Source organism: Mycobacterium sp. (assembly GCF_035570115.1).
Taxonomy (GTDB): domain Bacteria; phylum Actinomycetota; class Actinomycetes; order Mycobacteriales; family Mycobacteriaceae; genus Mycobacterium.
The window spans coordinates 1-24,975 of the sequence record NZ_DATMLH010000252.1 but is presented as its reverse complement, the minus strand read 5'-3'; the positions used below and the strand labels follow the sequence as shown (position 1 = coordinate 24,975).

26 protein-coding genes are annotated in these 24,975 nt (G+C 65.7%); 18 read left to right on the top strand and 8 right to left on the bottom strand.

Features of this window, described 5'->3' with window-relative positions:
* The first annotated feature begins 9 nt into the window (after positions 1 to 9).
* The 8 genes from VNW74_RS23460 (at position 10) to VNW74_RS23425 (ending at position 7,580) form a co-directional block, all read left to right on the top strand.
* Positions 10 to 1,920, top strand: a complete 1,911-nt coding sequence (locus tag VNW74_RS23460; protein ID WP_325681259.1) for a serine/threonine-protein kinase PknD — start codon at positions 10 to 12, stop codon at positions 1,918 to 1,920.
* Positions 1,921 to 1,945: 25 nt separating this feature from the next.
* Positions 1,946 to 2,530 (top strand): TetR family transcriptional regulator, encoded by a 585-nt coding sequence (locus tag VNW74_RS23455; RefSeq protein ID WP_325681257.1) that lies wholly within the window; start codon positions 1,946 to 1,948, stop codon positions 2,528 to 2,530.
* Positions 2,531 to 2,552: 22 nt separating this feature from the next.
* Entirely contained in the window at positions 2,553 to 3,539 is a 987-nt protein-coding gene (locus tag VNW74_RS23450) for an ABC transporter substrate-binding protein (protein WP_325681255.1), read from the top strand.
* 100 nt (positions 3,540 to 3,639) lie between these two features.
* Positions 3,640 to 4,284: a 5-oxoprolinase subunit B family protein gene (locus VNW74_RS23445; RefSeq protein WP_325681253.1), complete on the top strand. Its 645-nt coding sequence runs from the start codon at positions 3,640 to 3,642 to the stop codon at positions 4,282 to 4,284.
* A gap of 36 nt (positions 4,285 to 4,320) precedes the next feature.
* Positions 4,321 to 5,226 carry a 5-oxoprolinase/urea amidolyase family protein gene (locus VNW74_RS23440; protein WP_325681251.1) on the top strand — a complete coding sequence of 302 codons (906 nt, stop codon included), beginning with the start codon at positions 4,321 to 4,323 and terminating at the stop codon, positions 5,224 to 5,226.
* Between the two features lie 21 nt (positions 5,227 to 5,247).
* The gene (locus VNW74_RS23435; RefSeq protein WP_325681249.1) at positions 5,248 to 5,793 is read left to right on the top strand and encodes a GNAT family N-acetyltransferase; all 546 of its coding nucleotides are present in this window, start codon (positions 5,248 to 5,250) and stop codon (positions 5,791 to 5,793) included.
* Between the two features lie 56 nt (positions 5,794 to 5,849).
* Entirely contained in the window at positions 5,850 to 7,001 is a 1,152-nt protein-coding gene (locus tag VNW74_RS23430; protein WP_325681247.1) for a uroporphyrinogen-III synthase, read from the top strand.
* 120 nt (positions 7,002 to 7,121) lie between these two features.
* A complete protein-coding gene (locus VNW74_RS23425; protein ID WP_325681245.1) occupies positions 7,122 to 7,580 on the top strand; it encodes an Hsp20/alpha crystallin family protein in 459 nt (152 codons plus the stop codon).
* A gap of 66 nt (positions 7,581 to 7,646) precedes the next feature.
* Here the strand turns inward: VNW74_RS23425 and VNW74_RS23420 are convergent, their stop codons facing one another.
* Together VNW74_RS23420 and VNW74_RS23415 are read right to left on the bottom strand one after the other, a co-directional pair.
* Complete coding sequence (locus VNW74_RS23420) at positions 7,647 to 8,165, bottom strand: DUF302 domain-containing protein (RefSeq protein WP_325681243.1); 519 nt, start codon at positions 8,163 to 8,165, stop codon at positions 7,647 to 7,649.
* A gap of 49 nt (positions 8,166 to 8,214) precedes the next feature.
* Positions 8,215 to 8,976 (bottom strand): isocitrate lyase/phosphoenolpyruvate mutase family protein, encoded by a 762-nt coding sequence (locus VNW74_RS23415; RefSeq protein ID WP_325681278.1) that lies wholly within the window; start codon positions 8,974 to 8,976, stop codon positions 8,215 to 8,217.
* A gap of 108 nt (positions 8,977 to 9,084) precedes the next feature.
* On the opposite strand from VNW74_RS23415, the gene VNW74_RS23410 reads away from it, so the two are divergent.
* The 5 genes from VNW74_RS23410 (at position 9,085) to VNW74_RS23390 (ending at position 13,223) form a co-directional block, all read left to right on the top strand.
* The gene (locus VNW74_RS23410) at positions 9,085 to 9,381 is read left to right on the top strand and encodes a hypothetical protein (protein ID WP_325681241.1); all 297 of its coding nucleotides are present in this window, start codon (positions 9,085 to 9,087) and stop codon (positions 9,379 to 9,381) included.
* Positions 9,382 to 9,456: 75 nt separating this feature from the next.
* A complete protein-coding gene (locus VNW74_RS23405) occupies positions 9,457 to 10,284 on the top strand; it encodes a hypothetical protein (RefSeq protein WP_325681239.1) in 828 nt (275 codons plus the stop codon).
* Between the two features lie 40 nt (positions 10,285 to 10,324).
* Positions 10,325 to 12,241 (top strand): fumarate reductase/succinate dehydrogenase flavoprotein subunit, encoded by a 1,917-nt coding sequence (locus VNW74_RS23400; protein ID WP_325681237.1) that lies wholly within the window; start codon positions 10,325 to 10,327, stop codon positions 12,239 to 12,241.
* Positions 12,241 to 12,987 (top strand): succinate dehydrogenase/fumarate reductase iron-sulfur subunit, encoded by a 747-nt coding sequence (locus tag VNW74_RS23395; protein ID WP_325681235.1) that lies wholly within the window; start codon positions 12,241 to 12,243, stop codon positions 12,985 to 12,987. The genes VNW74_RS23400 and VNW74_RS23395 overlap by 1 nt, the downstream gene beginning before the upstream one ends.
* Before the next feature lie 74 nt (positions 12,988 to 13,061).
* Positions 13,062 to 13,223: a hypothetical protein gene (locus tag VNW74_RS23390; protein ID WP_325681233.1), complete on the top strand. Its 162-nt coding sequence runs from the start codon at positions 13,062 to 13,064 to the stop codon at positions 13,221 to 13,223.
* On the opposite strand, the gene VNW74_RS23385 is transcribed toward VNW74_RS23390, so the two are convergent.
* Together VNW74_RS23385 and VNW74_RS23380 are read right to left on the bottom strand one after the other, a co-directional pair.
* Entirely contained in the window at positions 13,220 to 13,708 is a 489-nt protein-coding gene (locus tag VNW74_RS23385; RefSeq protein WP_325681231.1) for a flavin reductase family protein, read from the bottom strand. The two genes, VNW74_RS23390 and VNW74_RS23385, sit on opposite strands and share 4 nt — an antisense overlap.
* Positions 13,709 to 13,750: 42 nt before the next feature.
* Complete coding sequence (locus tag VNW74_RS23380) at positions 13,751 to 14,746, bottom strand: isopenicillin N synthase family dioxygenase (RefSeq protein ID WP_325681276.1); 996 nt, start codon at positions 14,744 to 14,746, stop codon at positions 13,751 to 13,753.
* 209 nt (positions 14,747 to 14,955) lie between these two features.
* Between VNW74_RS23380 and VNW74_RS23375 the strand changes: the two genes are divergently transcribed.
* Positions 14,956 to 16,791 carry an acyl-CoA dehydrogenase gene (locus VNW74_RS23375; RefSeq protein ID WP_325681229.1) on the top strand — a complete coding sequence of 612 codons (1,836 nt, stop codon included), beginning with the start codon at positions 14,956 to 14,958 and terminating at the stop codon, positions 16,789 to 16,791.
* A 259-nt stretch (positions 16,792 to 17,050) separates the two neighbouring features.
* Here VNW74_RS23375 and VNW74_RS23370 read toward each other — a convergent pair whose 3' ends face one another.
* On the bottom strand, positions 17,051 to 18,379 hold the full coding sequence (locus tag VNW74_RS23370; protein WP_325681227.1) for an acetyl-CoA C-acetyltransferase: 1,329 nt from the start codon (positions 18,377 to 18,379) through the stop codon (positions 17,051 to 17,053).
* A 122-nt stretch (positions 18,380 to 18,501) separates the two neighbouring features.
* Here VNW74_RS23370 and VNW74_RS23365 point away from each other — a divergent pair, with 122 nt between their 5' ends.
* Positions 18,502 to 19,866, top strand: a complete 1,365-nt coding sequence (locus VNW74_RS23365; protein WP_325681225.1) for a 3-oxoacyl-ACP reductase — start codon at positions 18,502 to 18,504, stop codon at positions 19,864 to 19,866.
* A gap of 141 nt (positions 19,867 to 20,007) precedes the next feature.
* Positions 20,008 to 20,850 carry a MaoC/PaaZ C-terminal domain-containing protein gene (locus VNW74_RS23360; RefSeq protein ID WP_325681274.1) on the top strand — a complete coding sequence of 281 codons (843 nt, stop codon included), beginning with the start codon at positions 20,008 to 20,010 and terminating at the stop codon, positions 20,848 to 20,850.
* Here the strand turns inward: VNW74_RS23360 and VNW74_RS23355 are convergent.
* From VNW74_RS23355 to VNW74_RS23345, 3 genes are all read right to left on the bottom strand, one after another.
* Positions 20,836 to 22,074: a chloride channel protein gene (locus tag VNW74_RS23355; RefSeq protein ID WP_325681223.1), complete on the bottom strand. Its 1,239-nt coding sequence runs from the start codon at positions 22,072 to 22,074 to the stop codon at positions 20,836 to 20,838. The genes VNW74_RS23360 and VNW74_RS23355 overlap by 15 nt on opposite strands.
* A 23-nt stretch (positions 22,075 to 22,097) precedes the next feature.
* Complete coding sequence (locus tag VNW74_RS23350; protein WP_325681221.1) at positions 22,098 to 22,727, bottom strand: TetR/AcrR family transcriptional regulator; 630 nt, start codon at positions 22,725 to 22,727, stop codon at positions 22,098 to 22,100.
* Positions 22,728 to 22,805: 78 nt separating this feature from the next.
* Positions 22,806 to 23,963 carry a glycoside hydrolase family 3 N-terminal domain-containing protein gene (locus VNW74_RS23345; RefSeq protein WP_325681219.1) on the bottom strand — a complete coding sequence of 386 codons (1,158 nt, stop codon included), beginning with the start codon at positions 23,961 to 23,963 and terminating at the stop codon, positions 22,806 to 22,808.
* A 143-nt stretch (positions 23,964 to 24,106) separates the two neighbouring features.
* Between VNW74_RS23345 and VNW74_RS23340 the strand changes: the two genes are divergently transcribed.
* Both VNW74_RS23340 and VNW74_RS23335 read left to right on the top strand, forming a co-directional pair.
* Positions 24,107 to 24,280 (top strand): DUF2613 domain-containing protein, encoded by a 174-nt coding sequence (locus VNW74_RS23340; protein WP_067342410.1) that lies wholly within the window; start codon positions 24,107 to 24,109, stop codon positions 24,278 to 24,280.
* A 94-nt stretch (positions 24,281 to 24,374) separates the two neighbouring features.
* Positions 24,375 to 24,975, top strand: a 601-nt coding sequence (locus VNW74_RS23335; RefSeq protein WP_325681273.1) for an alpha-(1->3)-arabinofuranosyltransferase domain-containing protein, incomplete at its 3' end; no start/stop codon positions are given.

Here is a 24,975-nt window from a genome sequence, read left to right as displayed (position 1 = left end):
GTGTGGACGGTGAACAGTACCGTTTCCCGGGTTGGTTCACGGTTTGGGCCGTATCAGTTGAGGCGGCTACTGGGCCGCGGCGGCATGGGCGAGGTCTATGAGGCCGAGGACACCCGGAAGCACCGGGTGGTCGCGCTGAAGCTGATCTCGCAGGAGTTCTCAACCGACGCGACGTTCCGCGCACGCATGCAACGCGAGGCGGACACCGCGGGGCGGTTGACCGAAGCCCACATCGTGCCCATCCACGACTATGGCGACATCGACGGTCAATTCTTCGTGGAGATGCGCATGATCGACGGCGTCTCGCTGCGCACGCTGTTGACTCACTACGGTCCACTGACGCCAGCACGAACCGTTGCTATCGTGCGCCAGGTCGCTGCGGCACTGGATGATGCGCACGCCAACGGCGTTACTCACCGCGACGTCAAGCCGGAAAACATCCTCGTCACCAATGACGACTTCGCTTACTTGGTGGATTTCGGCATCGCCCGCGCCGCTAGGGATCCCGGGCTGACGGAACGCGGAATAACGCTGGGAACCTACAACTACATGGCGCCCGAGCGATTCACCGGCGACGAGGTCACCTACCGCTCCGACATTTACGCGCTCGCCTGTGTGCTGGGCGAGTGTTTGATCGGGGCACCGCCCTACCGCTCCGACAGCGTCGAACGACTGATCGCCGCCCACCTGCTCGAGCCGGCGCCGCGTCCCAGCCAGTTGCGGCCCGGGCGGGTTCCGGCGGCCCTCGACCCGGTCATCGCCCGAGGCATGGCCAAAGACCCTGCCGAGCGGTACTTCACTGCCGGCGATATGGCCGTGGCCGCGCACGACGCGTTGACAGCAACCGAGCAGCACCAAGAAATCACGATTCTGCGGCAAGGCGATAATGCGACCCTGATGGCCAACGCCGTCATTCCTGACTCGAGCCCGCCGTGGACCAACTACACCGGTTCCGGCACCGACCAGACCATGGCCAGGCCCGCACCCTGGGGCGAGCGCGGTGCTCCTCGGCCGGACTTCACCCGCAGCGCACCCCCGCCCAGCCGAAATCGCAAGCGGTGGGCCCTCATCGGCGCCGTCGCGCTCCTGGTTGTCGCGGCTGTCGGTATCACTGGGTACCTGGGTGCGCGCCCGTCGGCGGCATCGAAGCAACAAGCTTCCGGACAAACCGAGCTGCCATTCACCGGTATCGACTTCCGGCTGTCCCCAGGTGGGGTGGCGTTGGACAAATCCGGCGATGTGTTCGTCACCAGTGAGGGCATGTACGGGCGGGTGGTTGAGTCGACGCCAGGATCGAGCGCCCCGACGGTGCTGCCGTTCAGCGGCCTATACCAACCGCAGGGGCTCGCGGTAGACGGCGACGGCGCCGTGTACGTCGCCGATTTCAACAACCGGGTGGTCAAGTTGACGGCGGGTTCGACCAGCCAGACCGTGCTGCCCTTCACCGGCCTGAATTACCCCGAAGGCGTCGCGGTGGACGGTCAGGGCAGCGTCTACGTCGCCGACCGGGGCAACAACCGGGTGTTGAAGTTGACACCCGGGGCAAGCACCCCGATCGCGCTGCCATTCACCGGGCTCAAAAATCCCGACGGCGTGGCGGTGGACACCGCCGGCAACGTCTACGTCACCGACACCGACAACAACCGGGTGTTGAAGTTGGCGCCCGGGTCGACAGCTCAGACCGTCCTCCCGTTCGACGGCGTTGCCGTCCCGTGGGGAATCGCAGTGGACAACGCCGGCGACGTCTTCGTCACCGAACACGACAGCAACCAAGTGCTTAAATTGCCGGCCGGGTCGAACACCCCGACCGTGCTGCCATTGACCGGTCTCAACACCCCATTGGGGGTGGCCGTGGACAACGCCGGGAACATCTACGTCGCCGACCGCGGCAACGACAGGGCGGTAAAGCTGTCGGCCTGACGACTGCATGCGAGAGAATCAGATCATGCAGGCGATAGACCAGATCCCCGGTCTACGGGAGCGCAAGAAGATCAGGACCCGCGAGACCATCAGGCGGGAGGCGTTTCGGCTGATCCAAGAACACGGCTACGCCGCCACCACCGTCGAACAGATCGCGGAAGCCGCCGAGGTGTCGCCGAGCACCTTCTTCCGGTACTTCCCGACCAAGGAATCCGTGCTGCTCGCCGACGACTTGGATCCGGTGATCCTGAATGCCCTAGACGAACAGCCGGCCGACCTCTCGCCGTCGCAGGCAGTCCGGCGCGCCTACCAGGCCGCCATGGCCAACCTGTCGGCAGACCAACGGGAGTTCGAGAACACCCGGCAACGGCTGATCTTCTCGATACCGGAGCTCAAGGCGGCCATGTACGACGAGTATTACCGCACCATCACCGCGTTCGCCGAGGCAGTCGGCCGCCGAATCGGCCGGGACTCAGGCGATTTCGAGCTGCGGGTATTCACCGGCGCCCTCACCGGCGCGATGATGGCGGTCTACGAACCCGGCCCGGGCGCGACCGACAGCGTCCTTCGCGCCCTGGACTTCGTCGACGCCGGCATGCCGCTGACCTGAGCGAACGCGCTAGGCTCACGCGATGCTCGAGCAATGGAGTCGGCGCGGGTTTCTGCGCGCCGGCGCGGCCGCGGGGCTGCTCGTGGTCGCAGCTCCCCCGGCCTGCTCATCGCACAAACCGGCGCCTACCGCCGCCGGTGGCAGCGGGTCGGTCACCATCTCGCACGTTTTCGGCGAGACAACCGTCCCCGAGCCGCCCAAGCGGGTGGTCAGTGCCGGCTACACCGGGCAGGACGATCTACTGGCCCTCGGGGTCGTGCCGATTGCGGTAACCAACTGGTTCGGCGACCAGCCGTTCGCGGTGTGGCCTTGGGCCCGAGACAAACTCGGCAACGCCAAACCCGTTGTCTTGAACCTCGATAACGGAATCCAGGTCAAGCAGATTGCCGGTCTGAAACCCGACTTGATCGTCGCCACCGACGCCGGAGTCGACGAGGACACCTACCAGAAGCTGTCCGCGATCGCGCCGACGATCCCGCAGTCCGACGGCTACGCATTCTTCGAGCCGTGGAAGGAGCAGGCGACGGCGATCGGCCGGGCGGTTTTTCAACCAGACCAGATGAAATCCCTGATCAACGGTGTCGATCAGGGCTTCGCCGGCGTCGCGGATAAATTTCCGCAGTTCAAAAACAAGACGGTGCTGCTCCTGCAGGGCAAGCTTCACCAAGACGACGTGGTCGCGACGATTGGTTGGGGCACCGAGTTTTTGACCCGGATGGGTCTGGCCGTCGCCGAGAGCATCAACACGTTCGCGGTGGATCAGCTGCGTGCGTATATTCCGCGCGACAAGATCAACCCAGTCCTCGGCGCCGCCGATCTTCTGATCTGGACGACGGAAAGCGAGGGCGACCAAGCGGGTCTGTTGGCCAATCCCGACGTGGCCGCGCTCCGGGCCCGCAGCGTGTTCACCACCAAGGACCAGGCCGGCGCGATCGCGTTTGCCTCGCCGCTGAGCTACCCCTTGGTGGCCAGCCAGTTGCCTGCGCTGATCGCCGGCATTCTGCATTAGTAACGAGCCGGCCGCCGACCGCCTGAGCGTTCGTTAAGGCAGCTCTGGCAGTGCTCGAAAATCTGGTTTCGTTGCCCGTCCAACGGGTTACTGTCGAGTAATGAGCGTGGCGATGGATCTGGGTGTGGCCGACACCGTTCTCGACTACGGCGATCAGGCGCTGCTGCTGCAGTTCGAGAGCACCGCTGACGTATTGGCATGGGCGGCGGCGTTGCGTGAGGCCGCGCTGCCCGGTGTGCTTGACATCGTTCCGGCCTCCCGCACCGTGCTGCTGAAACTCGACGGCCGCCGCCATCAGAGCGCCGTCCGCCGTCGACTGCGCACATTGCGGGTGGCCCCGGACATGGTGGCCGCCGCTCCGCCGGAAGAACCCATGGTGATCGACGTCGTCTACGACGGCGCCGACCTTGCCGAGGTGGCCGACCGTACCGGGCTGACCGTCGCACAAGTCATCAACGCCCACACGGCTATTCCCTGGCAAGTCGGATTCGGTGGATTCGCACCGGGTTTCGCATATCTGGTCGGCGGTGACCCGCGACTGGCCGTACCTCGCCGGTCGGAGCCGCGGTCCTCTGTACCGGCCGGTGCGGTGGGCCTGGCCGGCGAATTCTCCGGAATCTACCCACGTCGATCGCCCGGCGGATGGCAGCTGATCGGCCACACCGACCTGGTCCTGTGGGATATCGACCGTCCGAATCCGGCACTGCTGACGCCGGGCATGTGGGTCCAGTTCCGAGCCGCATAGCGGCAGGCGTGCGAACAGCCTGAAAGGAGAGCTCCAATGACGACTCTGGAGATCTTGCGCACCGGACCGCTGGCCCTTGTCCAGGATCTCGGACGGGCGGGGCTGGCCCATATCGGCGTCACCCGATCGGGAGCGGCCGACCGGCGCTCACACACGCTGGCCAACCGGCTGGTGGCCAACCCCGACGACCGGGCCACAATCGAGGTGACCTTCGGCGGATTCTCGGCGCGCATCCGCGGCGGCGACGTCGACATCGCAGTGACTGGCGCTGACACCGGCCCGCGTGTCGGACAAAACATGTTCGGCACCAACAGTATCCAGCATGTCCGCGACGGCGAGGTGATCTCGCTGGGCGCACCACACTGCGGGTTGCGGAGCTATCTTGCGGTGCGTGGCGGCATCGACGTGACACCGGTGCTGGGTTCGCGAAGCTACGACGTGATGTCGGCGATTGGCCCGTTGCCGCTACAAAGCGGTGACGTCCTGCCGGTCGGCGAACACACCGACGAGTACCCCGAACTCGACCAGGCTCCGGTCGCGCCGATCTCCGAGCACCTGGTGGAACTACTCGTGGTACCCGGGCCGCGTGACGACTGGCTGGTCGACCCCGACGCCCTCGTGCACACCATTTGGATGGCCTCCGACCGCAGCGACCGAGTGGGGATGCGGCTGGAGGGACGGCCATTGCGGTACCGCTCGCTCGATCGGGTATTACCCAGCGAGGGCGCCACCCGCGGTGCGATCCAGGTGCCGCCCAACGGCTTACCGGTGATCCTTGGCCCCGATCACCCCGTCACCGGCGGCTATCCGGTTGTCGGCGTGATCGCCGACGAAGACATTGACAGGGTCGCTCAGGTGCGCCCCGGGCAGTACGTGCGGCTGCACTGGTCGCGACCCAGGGCTCCGACGGCTTCCGCTTCCGGTTCGGTGGCGGCGGGCTAGTCCACCTGGTAAACCAGCAGTGTGCGCACCCAGGTACACACCGCCCGCCTGGTTCACACCGCAGACCTCGAAAGCGACGCCCGACAGCGCGCCTATGAAATGGTCAACGACGCGTTCGGCGGGCAGTTCACCGATACCGACTGGGACCACGCGCTGGGCGGGATGCATGCCCTGATCTGGCACCGCGGTGCGATCATCGCGCACGGAGCGGTCGTACAACGACGCCTGCTCTACCGCGGTGCCGCGTTGCGCTGCGGCTACGTCGAAGCCGTGGCGGTGCGCGAAGATTGGCGCGGTCAAGGGCTCGCAATCGCGATACTGGATGCGTGCGAGCAGGTCATCCGGGGCGGCTATCAGCTCGGTGCACTCAGCTCCTCGGACCGCGGGAGGCGGCTCTACACGTCGCGCGGTTGGCTGCCGTGGCGCGGACCGACATCCGTCTTGGCGCCCGCGGGGTCAGTGCGAACCCCCGACGACGACGGCTCGGTGTTCGTCTTGCCGGTCGGGATCAGCCTTGACGCCACCGCGGACCTCACGTGTGATTGGCGCGATGGGGACGTCTGGTAACGGTTCCGGCTAATCCCGGTAATCCAGCCGAAATCTGCCTGGCATACATAATTCATATGGGTCACCCAGCCGCGCCGTCGCTCGCCGGCTACCGGGTGGCAGTTACCTGTGCACGGCGTTCCGACGAGTTCTGTGCGCTGCTGCGCCGCCACGGCGCCACCGTTGGCCGTGCGGCGGCGATCACCATGGTTCCGTTGCCCGACGACAACGAATTGCACCGCAACACTGAGGCTTTGATAGCCAGGCCGCCCGATATCGTGATCGCGACGACCAGCGTAGGGTTTCGCGGCTGGATCGCCGCCGCCGACGGATGGCAACTGGGCGGTCCATTGACCGCGGCGTTGTCCGGCGCCCGGATCATGGCTCGGGGAGCGAAGGCCAGCGGCGCAGTACGCGCGGCCGGCCTGCCAGCGGAGTGGTCCCCGAACACCGACTCGTCGCGGGAGCTCGTGCAATACCTGCGGCAATCCCGCATCGCCGGCTGTCGCATCGCAGTGCAGCTGCACGGCGCGACCGAGGATTGGGATCCGTTTCCGGAATTCCTCGACGAGCTGCGCTCCGCGGGAGCCGAGGTCGTCCCGATTCGGGTGTACCGGTGGAGACCGGTGCCGGCCGGCGGCGACTTCGACCAGCTGATCACCCAGATCGCCGAACGACAGTTCGACGCCGTGAGCTTCACCTCGGCGCCGGCGGTGGTGGCGACGCTGATGCGGGCCGGCGATCTCGGTATCTCCGACCAGCTGCTCAACGCGCTGCGCAGAGATGTCCGGGCAATGTGCGTGGGCCCGGTCACCGCACAGCCGTTGGTGCGCCTGGGGGTTCCGACGTCGTCACCGAAACGAATGCGATTGGCCGCGCTGGCCAGACATATCGCCGAGGAGCTGCCCGTGCTGCGGGCGCGCACGCTGCAGGCGGCCGGCCATCGGATCGAGATCCGCGGGTCCTACGTGATGGTCGACGGCACGGTGCAGTCGCTGTCCCCGGCGGCGATGGCGATTCTGCGCGCTTTGGCTCACCGTCCGGGCGTGGTGGTCGCCCGCAGGGAACTGCTGCGCACCCTGCCGGGCAGCGCCAGCGATCCTCACGCCGTGGATACCGCGGTGCTGCGACTACGAAAAGCACTGGGCGACAGGAATATTGTCGTTACGGTAGTCAAACGCGGTTACCGGTTGGCGATCGACGAAAGCGCGGACGTGGCATTGATTTGAGCCCGGTTGCGCCCTGTTCGCTTACGGCGAACGTCCAGGTGGAACTTAAGCGTGGTCGACTCATGTTTCTAACGGTAGGCCGGCAAGGCGTCGGCAACCACCAAGCACGAGGAGATACGAATGAGCAACCTGACCCTGTGGTCACGACCCGCGTGGGATGTCGACCGCTGGATGCGCGATTTCTTTGGACCGGCCCCCGCGACCGACTGGTTCAAGCCGGCAGCCGACGGGTTCAGCCCCGCTGCCGAGATCGTCAAGGACGGCGAGGACGCGGTAGTCCGCCTGGAACTGCCCGGCGTGGACGTCGAGAAGGACGTCAACGTCGAGGTCGACCACGGCCGCCTGGTCATCCATGGTGAGCGCCGCGACGAAAAGGCCGGCGAAGACCCCGCGAAGGACGGGCGCACGCTGCGCGAGGTCCGCTACGGATCGTTCCGCCGGTCGTTCCGGCTGCCCGCGCACATCACCGGCGAGGCCATCTCGGCGTCCTACGAAGCGGGCGTGCTGACCGTGCGGGTCACCGGTGCTTACGCCGGGACTCAGGCGCAGCGCATCGAGATCACGAAGCAGGCTTCGTAGTCTGGGAACTCCGCGACCGCCGCGAATCCGGTGGGGCCCAACGGCTCCACCGGATTCGCTGTTAAGTCAGGCGAAGGCCTGCTCGGCGTCGATCCCGATGACGCGCAGCAGGTTGACCACCTTGCGATCAAGCCCCTCACCGACTTTGGTTACCTCGCCGATGCCAAGGCTGCCGAACGCCGTGCTGGGCTGGTCCATGGTGAAAACCGCATTGCCGTCGGAATCGCTGTACACCAGCATCCGAAGCGGCGCGTACAACAGTGCCTTCGGGTCGTGGCGAAACATGGTCTCGGCGATCACGTGATTGCCGATCAGATACTCGATCGCCCGGGTGCGATGTCCGGCTAAGCTCAACAACTCGGTCCCGCCGACCTTCGCGTAGACCATCAACTCGTTGGGCGCATTCTTGGCCACGGCGGCGCGGACGTCGTCCCAGTTGCCGCCCGCGGCGGCGATCCGCTCCATCGCCGCCCGGTCGAGCGGCGGCGCCGCTTGTTCCAACTTGGCCACGAACTCGTCAAACGCTATGCCGGTGGCGATGTCGACACGCGTCATGGCGTGCTCTTCACGGTGAAAACGGGTCATGATGCCTCCTTCGACTCGTTTAACGAACCGTCGCAGTCGAAAAGTCCGGCTAGCCCCAGCGGGCCAGGATCGCCTTGGCCCGAGTCCCCAAGGCCGCCTGCAGGAACGGCCCGAAGCTGATCCGCCCGACGCCCAGCGGACCGAACGAAGCGGGATCGTCCTGATCGGGTAAGGCAATCGCATTGACGGGGAGCGGCAATTCAGTAGTCAAGCGCCGCAACGTCTCCGGATCGTGGCGGCCCACGGGATAGAGGACATCGGCACCGGCAGCGGCGGCCTGCTTCAACCGCGCCACCGCCCGCTCGACGCGGTCCGAAGCGTCACCTTCGTTGCGCAGGAAAAGGTCAGTGCGGGCGTTGATCACGACGTGAACCTCGGCCTCGTCGGCGGCGGCACGCAGCGCACCGACGAGTTCGGCATGTTCCTCGGCCGAGCGCAGCCGCCTGCCCTCGCTGTGCACCGTGTCTTCGATGTTGAGCCCCACCGCGCCTGCCCCGAGCAAACCGTCGACCAGCCGCGATCCCGGCAGCCCGTAACCGGACTCGATGTCTACCGAGACCGGGACGTCCACCGCGGCGGTGATCTGCGCGACCCGGCCCAGCAGATCGTCGAACGACATGCCCTCGTTGTCGGGTTTGCCGATTGAATCGGCGACGGGATGACTACCGACCGTCAGCGCGGCGAAACCGGCATCGGTGGCCAGGCGTGCCGACCAGGCGTCCCACACGGTCGGCAGGATCACCGGATTGCCCGGCTGATGCAGCGCCAGTAGCGCCGTTGCCCGATCGGCCAATGCACTGGGTCCCGGCATGGCTGCCTCCCGCTTGGCGAGCGTGACCTGCCTCACGCCTGCGCTGTGTGCTGGATACTATCGGGTGCCGTACTGTGATCCATAACACCTTTACCCCAGGGAGATCCGTTGTCCAGCACTACTGAACTCGCCGAACTTCACGAGCTCATCGGTGGACTGCGGCGGTGCGTGACGTCGTTGAGGTCGCGATACCGCGACACTCCGGCGATGCGTCGGGTGGTCAACGACGTCCAGCGGATCCTCAACGACGTCGAGTTGCTAGACATCGACGCCGGTGAGCTGGATCTGGCCCGCCACACCGTGGATCAGCCGGGTGAGAAAATCGCCATCCCGGACACCCAATATGACAGCGACTTTTGGCGCGACGTCGACGACGAGGGTGTCGGCGGTCACAGTCGTTCCTGATGGACCCCCCGCGAGGGGGCATGCGCTTCGCTGTGGGTACTCTCCGACGAGGCCACGCGAAGAGGATCACAGCACATGAGCGCACCCACAGCGAACCGTCCTGCGTCCGGTGTCTTTTCACCCACGCGCGCCCACATTCAGCAACGGACGCTGCGCACCGACCGGTGGTGGCTGTCGCCGCTGCGGATCGACCTGGGGTTCGCCGCATTTGTCATCTACGCGACGGCGCGCGCGTTCCAGCGGGACTACTTCTTCGTCCCCAAGTATCACTACCTGACGCCGTTCTACTCGCCGTGCGTCAGCAAGGCCTGCGGTGAGGCCAGCGACTTCTGGCCGCAGATCTTGCCTAACCAGTGGTGGCTGCCGTTCGCGGCGCTGACGCTGCCGTTCCTGCTGCTGTTCCGGTTGACCTGCTACTACTACCGGGGCGCCTACTACCGCACGGTGTGGCAGTCGCCCACTGCGTGCGCGGTGGCCGAGCCTCGCGTTCACTACTCCGGCGAGACCAGATTTCCGCTGATCATCCAGAACACCCACCGCTATTTCTTCTACATCGCCGTCATCATCTCGGTGATCAACAGCTACGACGCGATCGTAGCGTTCCATTCCGACAACGGACCGGGTGGATTCGGCTTCGGCCTGGGCAACGTGATCATGGTCGGCAACGTCGTCATGCTGTGGGTCTACACGGTGTCCTGCCATTCGTGCCGGCACGTCACCGGTGGGCGACTCAAGCACTTCTCCAAACATCCTGTGCGGTACTGGATCTGGACCCAGGTCAGCAAACTCAACACCCGCCACAAGCTGTACGCGTGGATCACACTGGGCACTCTGATGCTCACCGACTTCTACATCGCGCTGGTGGCCAGTGGCGCCATCCCAGACCTGAGGTTTGTTGGCTGAGAAGCCTTTTCACGGATATTAGAAAGTTGAGTGAGGTTTCATGACTGAGGTCGAACGGCACGCCTACGACGTGGTCGTGATCGGTGCCGGCGGCGCAGGTTTGCGCGCCGTTATCGAGGCGCGGGAGCGCGGCCTCAAGGTTGCGGTGGTGTGCAAGTCGCTGTTCGGAAAGGCCCACACGGTGATGGCCGAGGGTGGCTGCGCCGCAGCGATGGGCAACACCAACCCCAAGGACAACTGGACGACCCACTTCGGCGACACCATGCGCGGTGGGAAGTTTCTGAACAACTGGCGGATGGCCGAACTGCACGCCAAAGAGGCCCCCGACCGGGTCTGGGAACTGGAGACCTACGGTGCGCTGTTCGACCGCCTTAAAGACGGCAAGATCAGCCAACGAAACTTCGGTGGGCACACCTACCCCCGGCTCGCGCACGTCGGCGACCGCACCGGCCTGGAACTGATCCGCACCATGCAGCAGAAGATCGTCTCGCTGCAGCAGGAGGATCACGCCGAACTCGGCGACTACGAGGCGCGGATCAAGGTCTTCGCCGAGTGCACGATCACCGACCTACTCAAAGACGGTGACGCGATCTCCGGCGCATTCGGCTACTGGCGCGAAAGCGGCCGGTTCATCGTGTTCGAGGCCCCGGCGGTGGTGATGGCCACCGGCGGCATCGGCAAGTCGTTCAAGGTGACGTCGAACTCTTGGGAGTACACCGGCGACGGCCATGCTTTGGCGCTGCGGGCCGGCGCGACATTGATCAATATGGAGTTCGTCCAGTTCCACCCGACGGGGATGGTGTGGCCGCCCAGTGTGAAAGGCATTCTGGTCACCGAGGGTGTCCGCGGCGACGGCGGTGTGCTGAAGAACTCCGATCAAACCCGGTTCATGTTCGGCTACATCCCGCCGGTGTTCAAAGGCCAGTACGCCGAAACCGAGCAAGAGGCCGACCAGTGGCTCAAAGACAACGACTCGGCCCGTCGCACCCCGGACCTGTTGCCCCGCGATGAGGTCGCGCGCGCGATCAACTCCGAAGTCAAGGCCGGTCGCGGCACTCCGCACGGCGGGGTGTACCTCGACATCGCGTCCCGGCTGACCCCGGAGCAGATCAAAAAGCGGTTGCCGTCGATGTATCACCAGTTCATGGAGCTGGCCGGGGTCGACATCACCAAGGAGCCGATGGAGGTAGGGCCCACCTGTCACTACGTGATGGGCGGTATCGAGGTGGACGCCGACACCGGCGCCGCGACCATTCCCGGGTTGTTCGCTGCCGGCGAGTGCTCCGGCGGCATGCACGGTTCCAACCGGCTGGGCGGCAACTCGCTGTCGGACCTGCTGGTGTTCGGCCGACGGGCCGGCCTGGGCGCCGCCGACTACGTGCGGGCGCTGAGCAGCCGTCCGAAGGTCGCTGACGATGCCCTCGACGCGGCCGCGAAACGGGCGCTGGCACCGTTCGAAACACCGACCAACGGCTCCACCGCGGAGAACCCCTACACGTTGCATATAGAGCTGCAGCAGACGATGAACGACCTGGTGGGCATCATCCGCAAGGCGGACGAAATCACCGAGGCCCTCGCTCGACTCGACTCGCTTCGCGAGCGGTTCAAGCACATCCACGTCGAGGGGCACCGCCAGTACAACCCCGGCTGGAACCTGGCCATCGACCTGCGCAACCTGCTGCTGGTCAGCGAATGCGTCGCCAAGGCGGCGCTGGAACGCACCGAGAGCCGGGGCGGCCACACCCGCGATGACCACCCATCGATGGACTCGTCGTGGCGCAAGGTGTTGCTGGTCTGCAAGGCTGCAGGCGGCGACGATGTGATCCCCGACATCTCGGTCACTCACGAAGACCAGGTGCCGATGCGGCCGGATCTACTGGAGGTGTTCGAGATCTCCGAGCTGGAGAAGTACTACACCTCCGAAGAGCTGGCCGACCACCCAGGACGGAGAGGCTGATGAGCTACAACGGGACCATGCGGGTATGGCGTGGCGACGAAGCCGGCGGTGGACTGCATGACTTCACCGTCGAGGTCAACGAGGGCGAGGTGGTGCTTGACGTGATCCACCGTCTGCAACAAACGCAGACCCCTGACCTCGCGGTGCGGTGGAATTGCAAAGCAGGCAAATGCGGTTCGTGCTCAGCGGAGATCAACGGTAAGCCCCGGTTGATGTGCATGACGCGGATGTCGACTTTCGCCGAAGACGAAGTGGTTACCGTGACGCCAATCCGGACGTTCCCGGTGATCCGTGATCTGGTTACAGATGTCTCGTTCAACTACGAGAAGGCCCGCGAAATACCGTCATTCACGCCGCCGAAGGATCTTCAGCCCGGTGAGTACCGGATGGCGCAGGAGGATGTGGAGCGTTCCCAGGAGTTCCGCAAGTGCATCGAATGCTTCATGTGTCAAAACGTCTGCCACGTGATCCGTGACCACGAGGAGAACAAGCAGGCGTTCGCCGGCCCGCGTTACCTGATGCGAATCGCCGAGCTGGAAATGCATCCGCTGGACACGCTGGACCGGCGCAATCAGGCGCAGGAAGAGCATGGCCTCGGGTATTGCAACATCACCAAGTGCTGCACCGAGGTCTGCCCCGAACACATCAAGATCACCGACAACGCATTGATTCCGATGAAGGAACGCGTCGCCGACCGCAAATACGATCCGGTGGTGTGGTTGGGCAACAAGCTGTTCCGTCGTTGACAGGCATCGGTGTTAGGCCACCGCTGATCCGGGTATCCAACGCCTAGCCGCGTACGACCCGAAAGGCGGTGGCTATGACTAAAGGACAACCCGCCAGCATCAATGACATTCGAACGGCGATCCGCGAACTGTCGGTGCGCGCTCAACTCGCACGCAAGGAGGGGCGCAAACAGGACGCCGTGGAACTCGAGCGTCGCGTGCAGGCGTACCGCGACGAACTCGGCAAGCGTCCCTAGACGTCCAGGCGACGAAAAACGCTGCGGTGGAACACGATCGGCGCAACGTCCGCGTCGACCTGAACATCGCTGACCCGCAGGACCACGATCGTGTGGTCTCCGGCCGGAATGAGTTGCTCGATCGCGCTTTCCAACCAGACGCTGGTGCCCTTGATAAAAATTGCACCACTGCCGTTGGACACCGTCTCCAAACCGGCGAATCGATCACCGGTTTTGGCGGCCAAGCTGCGCGCGGCTTCGTCGTGCGCCTCGCCCAGAACGCTGATACCCAGCGCGCGCACCCTTTTGAGTTTTGGCCAGGTCGTCGAGGTGTTCTGCACGCAGAACGACACCAATGGCGGCTCCAACGACACCGGGACAAACGTGCTGGCGGCCAGCCCTTCGCGGACCCCGTCGACCTCGGCCGCGATGGCGATTACGCCGGACGGGAAATGACCGAAGGCCTCGCGCAGTGACGACGGGGTCAGCTTGTCAGGCGGATTCACCGGGGCCTCGTTCGCATCAAGGAGGATTTGGTATTGCTGACCCTACTCGCCCGATGCGTAGCCGTGCGCGGCAGCGACGTCGGGGTGGGCCCGTAACCGGCTCTTCCACGCGTTGCGGCCGTAAACCGAGAAGATGGGGTCGGCCGGGTCCGCGCGCAGGCTCGCCCGGGCCGCCAGCTCCGGGGGCAGCGACAAGGTCGGGATCTGCGCGTCCAATCGCGGGTTGAAGAAGTAGGGCACCGAGATCCGATCCGCCGCGTGACGCAGATTCACCCGGTGCTCGGTCGCCCGGAGGTAGCCGCCGGTCGCCAACTCCAGCAGCTCACCGATATTGACGATGAATGCCCCGTCGCGGGCCGGGACGTCGATCCAGTCGCCGCCGTTCCGGCCCGGCCGCACCTGCAATCCCTGGCTGCCCGGCTCCGCGAGCAGCAGCGTGAGCACCCCCGCGTCGCGATGCGCACCCACGCCCTGCGAACCGGCCGTCGTCGCCGGGTAACGCACGATCTTGATCAGGGTGGCCGGCGTCGCGGCGAAGGCGGCCTCGAAAACGTCGGGCGGACTGCCCAGCGACGCCGCCCAATGCCGCAACAAGCTGCGGGCCACCGCGCCAAGCGCCGCGTCCCACTCGGCGACGATCGCTGGCAGCTCCGGCAACCCGGCCGGCCACTGGTTGGGACCCTGCAGCCACAGGTAATCAGGATTGCCCGGGCCGGCAGAGCGATCAGCGGGCTCGCGCTCCGGTCCGATGTCGATCTGCTCGCGCCAGTCCACCTCGCCGCCGGTCAGCTCGCCACCCAGCCGGGTATAGCCGCGGAAATGCGGACTGCGCACCATCGCGACAGCGTCCTTCTCGGCCTGCGGCAACGCGAACAATCGCCGCGCCGCTGCCAGCACCCGGCGGGTCAGCGCCGCGGGTACCCCATGGCCGACCAGATAGAAGAAGCCGACTTCGTGGGCCACCTCGCGCAGGCGTTCCTTCAGTTGGCCAGCGGGGTGGCGCAGGTCCACTTCGGGCAGCGCGGTGACCGTCGACACAATTGCCACCCATCCATCATCACCGCAGGTAAACCGGTATGCCACCGTCGCGATCAGCGGGAACCCAACTAGTTGGTTAATTAGGCAATGAAATTTAGCTCACAGTCGGTTGCGTCCAGTTATCGATGGGTATAGTTTTACGGTGTTACTGGTGGGTAACTTAGCCCTAGTACCCAACCACAAGTGGCGTTCTCATCGAGGAGGAACCAGTGAGCCACTACAAGAGCAACGTGCGCGACCAGGTATTCAACCTGTTTGAGGTCTTCGGCGTTGACAAGTCATTCGGCGAAGGCGCGTTCAGCGACCTGGACACCGACACCGCCCGCGAGATGCTGACGGAGATGAGCCGGCTGGCCGAAGGCCCAGTCGCCGAATCCTTTGTCGACGCGGACCGCAATCCCCCGGTCTTCGACCCGGAAACCCACTCCGTGGCGCTGCCCGAAAGCTTCAAAGAGTCGGTGCGCGCGGTCATCGAAGCCGGTTGGGACAAGGTCGGCCTGGACGAGGCGTTGGGCGGCATGCCGATGCCCAAGGCGCTGCTGTGGGCGCTGCACGAGCACTTGCTGGGCGCCAACCCGGCGGTGTGGATGTACGCCGGCGGCGCTGGGTTCGCCCAGATCCTCCACCACCTGGGCACCGAAGAGCAGCAGAAGTGGGCCGAGATTGCCGCCGAGCGTGGCTGGGGTTCGACGATGGTGCTCACCGAGCCGGACGCCGGCTCGGACGTCGGTGCCGGCCGGACCAAGGCGGTCAAGCAAGACGACGGCTCATGGCACATCGACGGCGTGAAGCGGTTCATCACCTCCGCCGACTCCGATGACCTGTTCGAGAACATCTTCCACCTGGTGTTGGCCCGCCCCGAGGGCGCCGGACCGGGCACCAAGGGCCTGTCGTTGTTCTTCGTGCCCAAGGTGTTGTTCGACTTCGAGACCGGCGAGCCGGGCGAGCGCAACGGCGTCTTCGTCACCAACGTCGAGCACAAGATGGGCCTGAAGGCCTCGGCGACCTGCGAGCTGACCTTCGGTCAGCATGGCGTCCCCGCCAAGGGTTGGCTGGTCGGCGAGGTGCACAACGGTATTGCGCAGATGTTCGAGGTGATCGAGCAGGCCCGCATGATGGTGGGCACCAAGGCAATCGCCACGCTGTCCACCGGCTACCTCAACGCCCTGGACTACGCGAAGAACCGCGTTCAGGGTGCCGACCTGACCCAGATGACCGACAAGACCGCGCCGCGGGTGACCATCACCCACCACCCGGACGTCCGTCGCAGCCTGATGACCCAGAAGTCCTACGCCGAGGGTCTGCGTGCGCTGTACACGTACACCGCGACCTACCAGGACCCGGCGGTGGCCAAGGCCGTGCACGATGTGGACGCCGATTTGGCGGTCAAGGTCAACGACCTGATGTTGCCGATCGTCAAGGGTGTCGGCTCCGAGCAGGCCTACGCCAAGCTCACCGAGAGCCTGCAGACCTTCGGAGGGTCGGGCTTTTTGCAGGATTACCCGATCGAGCAGTACATCCGCGACGCCAAGATCGACTCGCTCTACGAGGGCACCACGGCCATCCAGGCGCAGGACTTCTTCTTCCGGAAGATCGTCCGCGACAAGGGTGTGGCGCTGGCCCACGTGTCGGGGCAGATCGAGGAATTCGTCAAGAGCGAGTCCGGCAACGGCCGGCTGAAGACCGAGCGCGCGCTGCTGGCCACTGCCCTGGCCGATGTGCAGGCGATGGCAGCGACGCTGACCGGCTACTTGATGGCCGCGCAGGAAGACATTTCCAGCATCTACAAGGTAGGACTGGGTTCGGTGCGTTTCCTGATGAGCGTCGGGGACCTGGTGATCGGCTGGCTGCTGCAGCGTCAGGCCGCGGTGGCGCTGGAGGCGCTCGACGCCGGTGTCAGCGATGCCGACCGGGCCTTCTACGAAGGTAAGATCGCCGTCGCGTCGTTCTTCGCCAAGAGCTTCCTGCCGTTGATGACCAGCACCCGCCAGGTGCTGGAGACGATCGACAACGACATCATGGAGCTCGACGAAGCTGCCTTCTGATCGCCTTATCTGACAGCAAATCCCCCGTTCCCCGTTTGGGAACGGGGGATTTTGCTATGGGCCCAAGAGGAGGGGCCGCCGCGGATCCCCTCATTCCGTCGGCGGCCCCGGCTCAAGGATGCCCCGCGCTGCCATCGGGTCGGGGGGTCGGACGACAACACGGAGCTATCCGGGCCATCGGCTACCCGAGGCGTCTCGTTACTAAACGAAGCGGAGCCAAACCTGGGCAATATCCGGATCAAGCGTCCGAATGGTTGGATCAGGCTTCCAGAATGGCGGCAACGCCCTGGCCGCCGGCGGCACAGATTGAGATCAGCCCCCGCAACGGTTTGCCTGTCGGCCCCTGCTTCGCCTTGGCCTCGGAGAGCTGCTTCGCCAGCTGCGCGAGAATCCGGCCGCCGGTGGCGGCGAACGGGTGGCCGGCGGCCAGCGACGACCCATTGACGTTGAGTTTGGACCGGTCGATGGCCCCCAGAGCGGCGTCCAAGCCGAGCCGTTCCTTGCAATACTCTTCGGACTCCCAGGCCTGCAGATGGGCCAGCACCACCGAGGCGAACGCCTCGTGGATCTCGTAGAAGTCGAAGTCCTGCAGGCTGAGCCCATTGCGCGCCAGCAGGCGTGGCACCGCGTACGTCGGCGCCATCAGCAGGCCATCGGCGCCGGTGACGTAATCCACCGACGCCGTCTCGGCGTCGACGAAGTAAGCCAACGGCGTCCGCGAGTGCTCGGCGGCCCAATCCTCGCTGGCCAGCAACGCTACCGAAGCGCCGTCAGTCAGCGGCGTCGAGTTGCCGGCCGTCATGGTGGCGTCGCCGGCCTTCGCCCCGAACACCGGCTTGAGCTTGGCCAGCTTCTCCGCCGACGAATCCGGCCGTAGGTTGTCGTCCCGGTAGAGACCGAGGAACGGCGTCACCAGGTCGTCGAAGAAGCCGCGGTCGTAGGCCGCCGCCATGTTGCGGTGGCTGGCTGCGGCCAGCTCGTCCTGGTCGACGCGCTTGATCCCCATCTGCTTGGCGGTGATGGCGGCGTGCTCACCCATCGACAGCCCGGTGCGCGGCTCGCTGTTCACCGGAATCTCCACCCCGAGGCTGGCCGGAAGCTTGCCGACCAGCTTCAGCCGCTGGACGTTGGACTTTGATCGGCGCAGCTCCAGTAACGTGCGACGCAGGTTGTCGCCCAAGCCAATCGGCGCATCTGAGGTGGTGTCGACCCCGCCGGCGGCAGCGACCTCGTAGCGGCCGGAGGCGATGCCGTCAGCCGCGGCAATCGCCGCCTGCAGGCCGGTCCCGCAGGCCTGCTGCAGGTCGAACGCCGGGGTGTAGGACGACAGCGCGGAGCCGAGCACGCATTCGCGCATCAGGTTGAAGTCGCGGCTGTGCTTGAGCACCGCGCCGCCGATCACCGCGCCCAAACGCTCGCCGGCAAGCCCGAACCGGTCGACCAGCCCACCCAGAGCGGCGGTGAACATGTCCTGGTTGGACGCTTCGGCGTAGGCGCGGTCCGAGCGCGCGAACGGGATCCGATTGCCACCGAGCACGGCGACGCGGCGCATGGAGTGGGTCTTCGCCGGGGAACTTGCAGAAGTCACGCTTATCTCCGTCAGTTGGGGGTTATCCACGGTTAGGGGTGATACTACCTACTGTTCTTACTCTGGAGTAAGTTCGGTAATCGATACGGTAGTCGCACACGCTCGATATGGAAGGCAACTCAGTGGCCCCGAAGGTTTCACCTGATCTATTCTCCCAAGTCGTCAACTCCGGGCCCGGCTCGTTTCTCGCCAAGCAACTGGGCGTTCCACAGCCCGAAAAACTGCGGCGTTACCGGGTCGGTGACCCGCCGCTGGCCGGGTCGCTGCTAATCGGCGGCGAAGGCCGGGTTGTCGAGCCGCTGCGTGCGGCGCTGGACAAGGATTACGACGTGGTGGGCGCCAATCTGGGCGGCCGCTGGGCCGATTCGTTCGGCGGGCTGGTTTTCGACGCCACCGATATCACCACGCCGGCCGGGTTGACGGCGCTGCACGACTTCTTCACTCCACTGTTGCGCAACGTCGGCCCCTCGGGCCGCATCGTCGTCGTCGGAACGACTCCCGACCAGGCCGGAAGCGTGGGCGCGCGCATCGCGCAGCGCGCGCTGGAAGGCTTCACCCGCTCGCTGGGCAAGGAGGTGCGCCGGGGTGCCACGGTTGCGCTGGTCTATCTGTCGCCTGACGCCAAACCAGCCGCTACCGGCGCGGAATCCACCCTGCGGTTCATCCTTTCGGCCAAATCGGCGTACGTGGACGGCCAGGTGTTCTACGTGGGCGCGGCCGACTCGACTCCGCCGGCCGACTGGGACCGGCCGCTGGACGGCAAGGTGGGCATCGTGACCGGTGCCGCACGGGGTATCGGTGCGACGATCGCCGAAGTCTTCGCCCGTGACGGGGCCCGAGTCGTTGTCATCGACGTGGAGGCCGCAGCCGAGGCCCTGGCCGAGACCGCCAGCCGCATCGGTGGGACGGCCCTGACCCTCGACGTCACCGCGGACGACGCCGTCGACCGCATCACCGAGCATCTGCGCGACCACTACAACGGCCGGGCCGACATCTTGGTCAACAACGCCGGTATCACCCGCGACAAGCTGCTGGCCAACATGGATGACGCACGTTGGAACGCGGTTCTTGCGGTCAACCTGCTCGCACCACAACGACTTACCGAGGGACTGGTCGGCAACGGCAGCATCGGCGACGGTGGTCGGGTGATCGGGCTGTCGTCAATGGCCGGCATCGCCGGCAACCGCGGGCAGACCAACTACGCCACCACCAAGGCGGGCATGATCGGGCTGACCCAGGCACTGGCGCCCGGGCTCGCCGAGAAGGGCATCACGATCAACGCCGTCGCGCCGGGATTCATCGAAACCCAGATGACCGCGGCCATCCCGCTGGCCACCCGCGAAGTAGGCCGTCGATTGAATTCGCTGTATCAGGGCGGTCAACCGGTGGACGTCGCCGAGACCATCGCCTACTTCGCCAGCCCGGCATCAAACGCGGTGACGGGCAACGTCATTCGTGTCTGCGGCCAGGCTATGCTCGGCGCCTAGTTCGGCGACGATGCGGATCGGAACGATCCGAGAAGGAGCCGAACCATCGAATCAGTTCGGCGACGATGCAGTGGGGCACCACCCAGCCGCGCAGCGGCGAGGGAGACGAAGCGATGAGGAGGAGCGGCGCCCGTGACTAAAGTGACACAACCAAGCGGCCTGAAAAACCTGCTGCGCGCGGCGGCCGGCGCGTTGCCGTTCGTGCCGCGCAGTGACCACCTGCCCAGCAGGACGCTGACCGTCAACGACGTACCCATCGATCGCGGGAACGTGGCCGACTACGCGGCAGTCACCGGACTGCGCTACGGCGATACCGTGCCATTGACCTACCCGTTCGCGTTGACCTTCCCGACGGTGATGTCACTGGTAACCGGGTTCGACTTCCCGTTCGCCGCAATGGGATCCGTCCATACCGAAAACCACATCACCCAACACCGGCCGATCAAGGTGACCGATACGGTCAATATCGCCGTGCACGCCGAGAACCTGCGTGAACACCGCAAGGGCCTGCTGGTGGACCTGGTGACCGATGTCAGCGTCGGCAACGAGGTGGCATGGCACCAGGTGACGACCTTCCTGCATCAACAGCGCACCAGCCTGTCCGGCGAACCCAAGCCACCGCCGCAGAAACAACCCAAGCCGCCCCCGCCGAAAGCAATCCTGCGGATAACGCCGGGCCAGATTCGCCGATACGCCGCCATCGGCGGTGATCACAACCCGATCCACACCAACCCGATCGGGGCCAAGTTGTTCGGCTTTCCGAGCGTCATCGCACACGGAATGTTCAGCGCCGCAGCAGTATTGGCGAATTTAGAGGCAGGGCTCCCCGATGCTGTGACATATTCGGTGCGGTTCGGCAAACCCGTGGTGCTGCCCGCCAGTGCCGGACTCTACGTCGATCAGGTCCAGGACGGCTGGGACCTCAGCCTGCGCAATATCGCCAAGGGATACCCGCACCTGACCGGCACGTTACGGGCGCACTAACCCGCGGCCACGCTCGACGAGCAACCGCAAACCGTGCGCGCCCAGGGCGGCAACCAGAAAAACCAGCAACAGCCACAGCGGAGGCCGGGCAAGCTCCCAGACGAAGATCGCGGCCCAAAACGGCGCGCGTTGCGTGACTGCCAGCACGCCGGCTGCACCAGCCAACGAGATTGCCGGAACGTGGAAGTGATTTCCTGTCGCGGTGTTGATGATCAACACCAACAGCGTCCCGGCTGCCGCGCCGGTGGCCAGCGCGGGGTTGAGCATCCCACCCCTCGCGCCGGCACGCAGAAACACCGCCGTCAGAAGGGGTTTCAGAACGAGGACTGCCGCCGCCGTCTGCAGGGTCATCCCGCCGGCGAGGGTTGCGCTCAGGATCGATTTGCCGTTGCCGGGCAGTTCGGGCCACCAGCGCGAGCAGACACCAATCAGTAACCCCGCGCCCGCGATCGCCGGAATCAGCAGCCAAGATCGAGTCAGCGCGGCCTTACGTGCCCCCGCCATCAGGCGGTTGAACGCAAGTCCCCAGGCAAGGGTCAGCGGGGCCAACGCCAGCGCGTAACCGATCAGCCGATAGGACACGTCCGGGTTGGGCCAGTGCAGGTCGGGCTGATCATGGGTGACGAACGAGGCAACCGCGACAGCCAGGCTCGAGGTGATCAACGCGGCACCTACCGCTCGGGGATGCCAGGTTTTCAACATGATCCGCGTTGCGAACAGCGCACCACCGAGCGGCACCGCGTACACCGCGCCGAGCCCGGCGCCCGCCGCACACGCCAGCAGGATCTCGCGATCTCGTGCCGACAGTCGTTTCAGCCATCCCATCGCGAAATCCCCGAAGGCCACCGCGATTTGGCGAGGGGCCACTTCCCGGCCCAGCGAGGCACCAGAGCCGACCACCAACACCTGCAGGACCGCGTCGACAACGAAGGGCAACAGCTGAATACGCTCTCGGCTCGAAACGGCCGCCGACAGTGACGGAACATCGGTTCTCGACCGCAGTAGCCACCAGCCCAGCCCGGCAAGCGCTCCGCCGACCACCGGCCCGAGGGCTCGACGGACGGGGCTGCTACCGGTCACCCCCTCTAACAACGATCCGAAAGTGTAGTGGTAGGTGAGATGCTCAAGTGCATGCAACAGAAGCGTCGTCGACAACCCGGCAACCCCGGCCAGCAGCCCGACAATGACAACCGCGCACAGGAAGTCGACGTTGCGGCGGTTCACGGCGTGGATCGGCGTATCCGCGACTAGCCGGATTCAGCGGCAGGCTCTGCCACGTCTCGATCGGTCGGCACGCCCTTGAGTCCGCGCCAGAACAGGTTGATCATCAGCTCGGCCGCCTCGTCGACGTCGGTATCGCCGGTGCTGAGCCGGGTCGCCACCGCCTCGCCGGCCCCCACCAGCGCCACCGCCATCATCTCGAAGTCGGCGTCTGGTTCGGGATTTCGGGTGCCCGCCTGCAGCAGCCGGGCGACCAGGGCGATGATCCGTTCGCGTCCCTCACGCAAGGTGTGGGCGAACGCCTGCGAATTGGTGGCCTGGGTGTACATCACGATCCACGAGGCGCGGTTGGCGTCGATGTAGCGCATGAACGCCACGATGGTGTTGCGCAACAAATCTTTCGGGCTCTGCTCGAGATTGATCTCGTCACGTACGCCGTCGATGAATCGCGTCAACTCGCGATCAAGGCAAGCGCCGAACAGCTCCTCCTTGGAGCCGTAGTACAAATAGAGCATCGGCTTGGAAATCTCCGCCTTGGCCGCGATCACGTCCATCGACGTCTCGTGGTATCCGTTGACGGAGAACATCTGAACAGCAGCATCCAGCATCTGCTGTTCGCGCACAGCACGGGGTAACCGCTTGGTACCACCTGCCATGCCGTCCCCTTCTAGCCAACCTCCGCATGCCTGCGGGCCTGACTTCAGCGTAAGCAATGGATATGGCCGCCGCCGCGATTATGGCCCGCAGTCTGGCTTCGGCCCCTTCACCTTCGCGACCCGCAGTACGGAGGCATCGACCGCAGGCATCGTCAACTCCCCTGCGGCCAATGCCTTCTCCAGCCGATCCAGCACGGCGGGCACCTCGTCGGTAGTAACCCACAGCGCGATGTCGGTACCCGCCTGCAGGCTGCGCAAGACCGCGTCGGGAACGCTGAAGCGCTCGTTGATCGCGGCCATGCTGGATAGGTCGTCGCTGAACACCGGGCCGTCGAAGGCCGGGGCTTTATACCCGGTGCCGGTGCGCAACAACTGCACGGCGGCGCGGCTGAGGCTGGCCGGCTGATCGCCGGTCAGGCCGGGCACCTGAAGGTGACCGACCATCACGCCGACCGGGGCGGCGGACACCAGCGTCCGGTACGGCACCAGATCGTCGTTCTGCAATTGGTCGAGCGGCGGCGTGGTGACCCCGCCGGTGTGCGAGTCGCCAGAGCCGTGCCCATGGCCGGGGAAATGCTTGAGCACCGGCAGCAGCCCGGCGTCACGCAAACCTCGGGCATATGCGCCGGCGTACTGGGTGACTACGGCCGGATCCGAGCTGAACGACCGGTCGCCGATCACGGTGTCATCGGGAGCGTCGGAGACATCGACCACCGGAGCGAAGTCGATCGTGATGCCCAGGCCACGCATCCGGTGGCCGCGGTCCAGCGCGATGCCGTAGACCTCCTCGGCGGTGTGCGTCTTGGCCAGCACCCGTGCCGAGGGCGCCGGCCCGATCAGCGACGACAGCCGCGCTACTCGGCCGCCCTCCTCGTCGACGCTGATCGCCACCGGCAGCGCCGTGGTTGCGGACAGATTCTTCACCGTGCCGTTTGTCAGCATTGACAGGTCAGTCCAGCTACCGATGAAGATGCCGCCGACGTGATGGTCTGCCACTACGGCTTTGGCATCGTCGCCGTTGCGCACCCCCACCATCAGCAGCTGAGCCAGCTTGTCGGGGGTCGACATTGCCGCCAAAATCGCCGCCGGATCCCCACACGCGGGTCGGGCCGCGGGAATGGGCTTGCCCGCGGACGACGTCGCCGGTGCCGACTTGGGTCGCTCGGGGGTGTGGCCGCACGCGACCACCAGCGCCAGAACAGCGGCGAGCACAGCCAGGATGCGCGGGAAAGCCATTCGCCCATGCTGTCATGGGACTGATCCGCGGCACCGCCACCCCGCCTCGTCGGTGCCCGGCGAACGGTCCACCGGCCGCGACCTTGTCTTCTGCTAGGTTGGGCCACTAAGCACGCCAGCCCGCACGTCCAAGGAGCTGCCCGATGAACCGGTTCGTTGCGCCCGCCGCCGCCAGCGTTGTGGTCGGTCTGCTGCTGGGCGCAGCCGCGATCTTCGGGATCACGTTGATGGTGCAACAGGACACCAAGCCGCCGCTTCCCGGAGGCGATCCGCAGTCGTCGGTGCTCAATCGGGTCGAGTACGGCAACCGCAGTTAACCGCCGCCCGGCGACGATGCGGGCCGGGGAACGGCCCGCTGAGGAGCCGGGCAGCGAGGGACGGACGATGCGGGCCGAGCCGGGGCCCGTCGAGGTGCCGCCGCTGTCGCGACGCTGGTTGTGGTTGGTCGCGACGGTTGCGCTCACGCTGAGCATCGCTGCGTCGCCGGGACAGATCTCCCCTGACACCAAGCTCGACCTCACCGCCAACCCGCTGCGCTTTCTGGCCCGGGCGACCAACTTGTGGAACAGCGAGCTGCCGTTCGGGCAGGCGCAGAATCAGGCCTACGGCTACCTGTTCCCGCACGGCACGTTCTTCTTGGCCGGCCATCTCCTCGGACTGCCGGGCTGGATCACCCAACGGCTGTGGTGGGCACTGCTATTGACCGTCGGCTTCTGGGGATTGCTGCGCGTCGCCGAGGCGCTGGGCATCGGCAGCCCGACGTCGCGCGCGGTTGGCGCGGCGGCGTTCGCGCTCTCACCACGGGTGCTGACCACGATCGGATCGATCTCGTCGGAGACGCTGCCCATCATGCTGGCGCCGTGGGTGTTGCTGCCCACGATCCTCGCGCTGCGAGACAGCGCTGCCGGCGGGCCATCGGTGCGCCGGCTGGCCGGTCAGGCCGGGGTGGCCGTCGCGCTGATGGGAGCGGTCAACGCGATCGCGACGCTGGCCGGGTGTCTGCCCGCGGTGA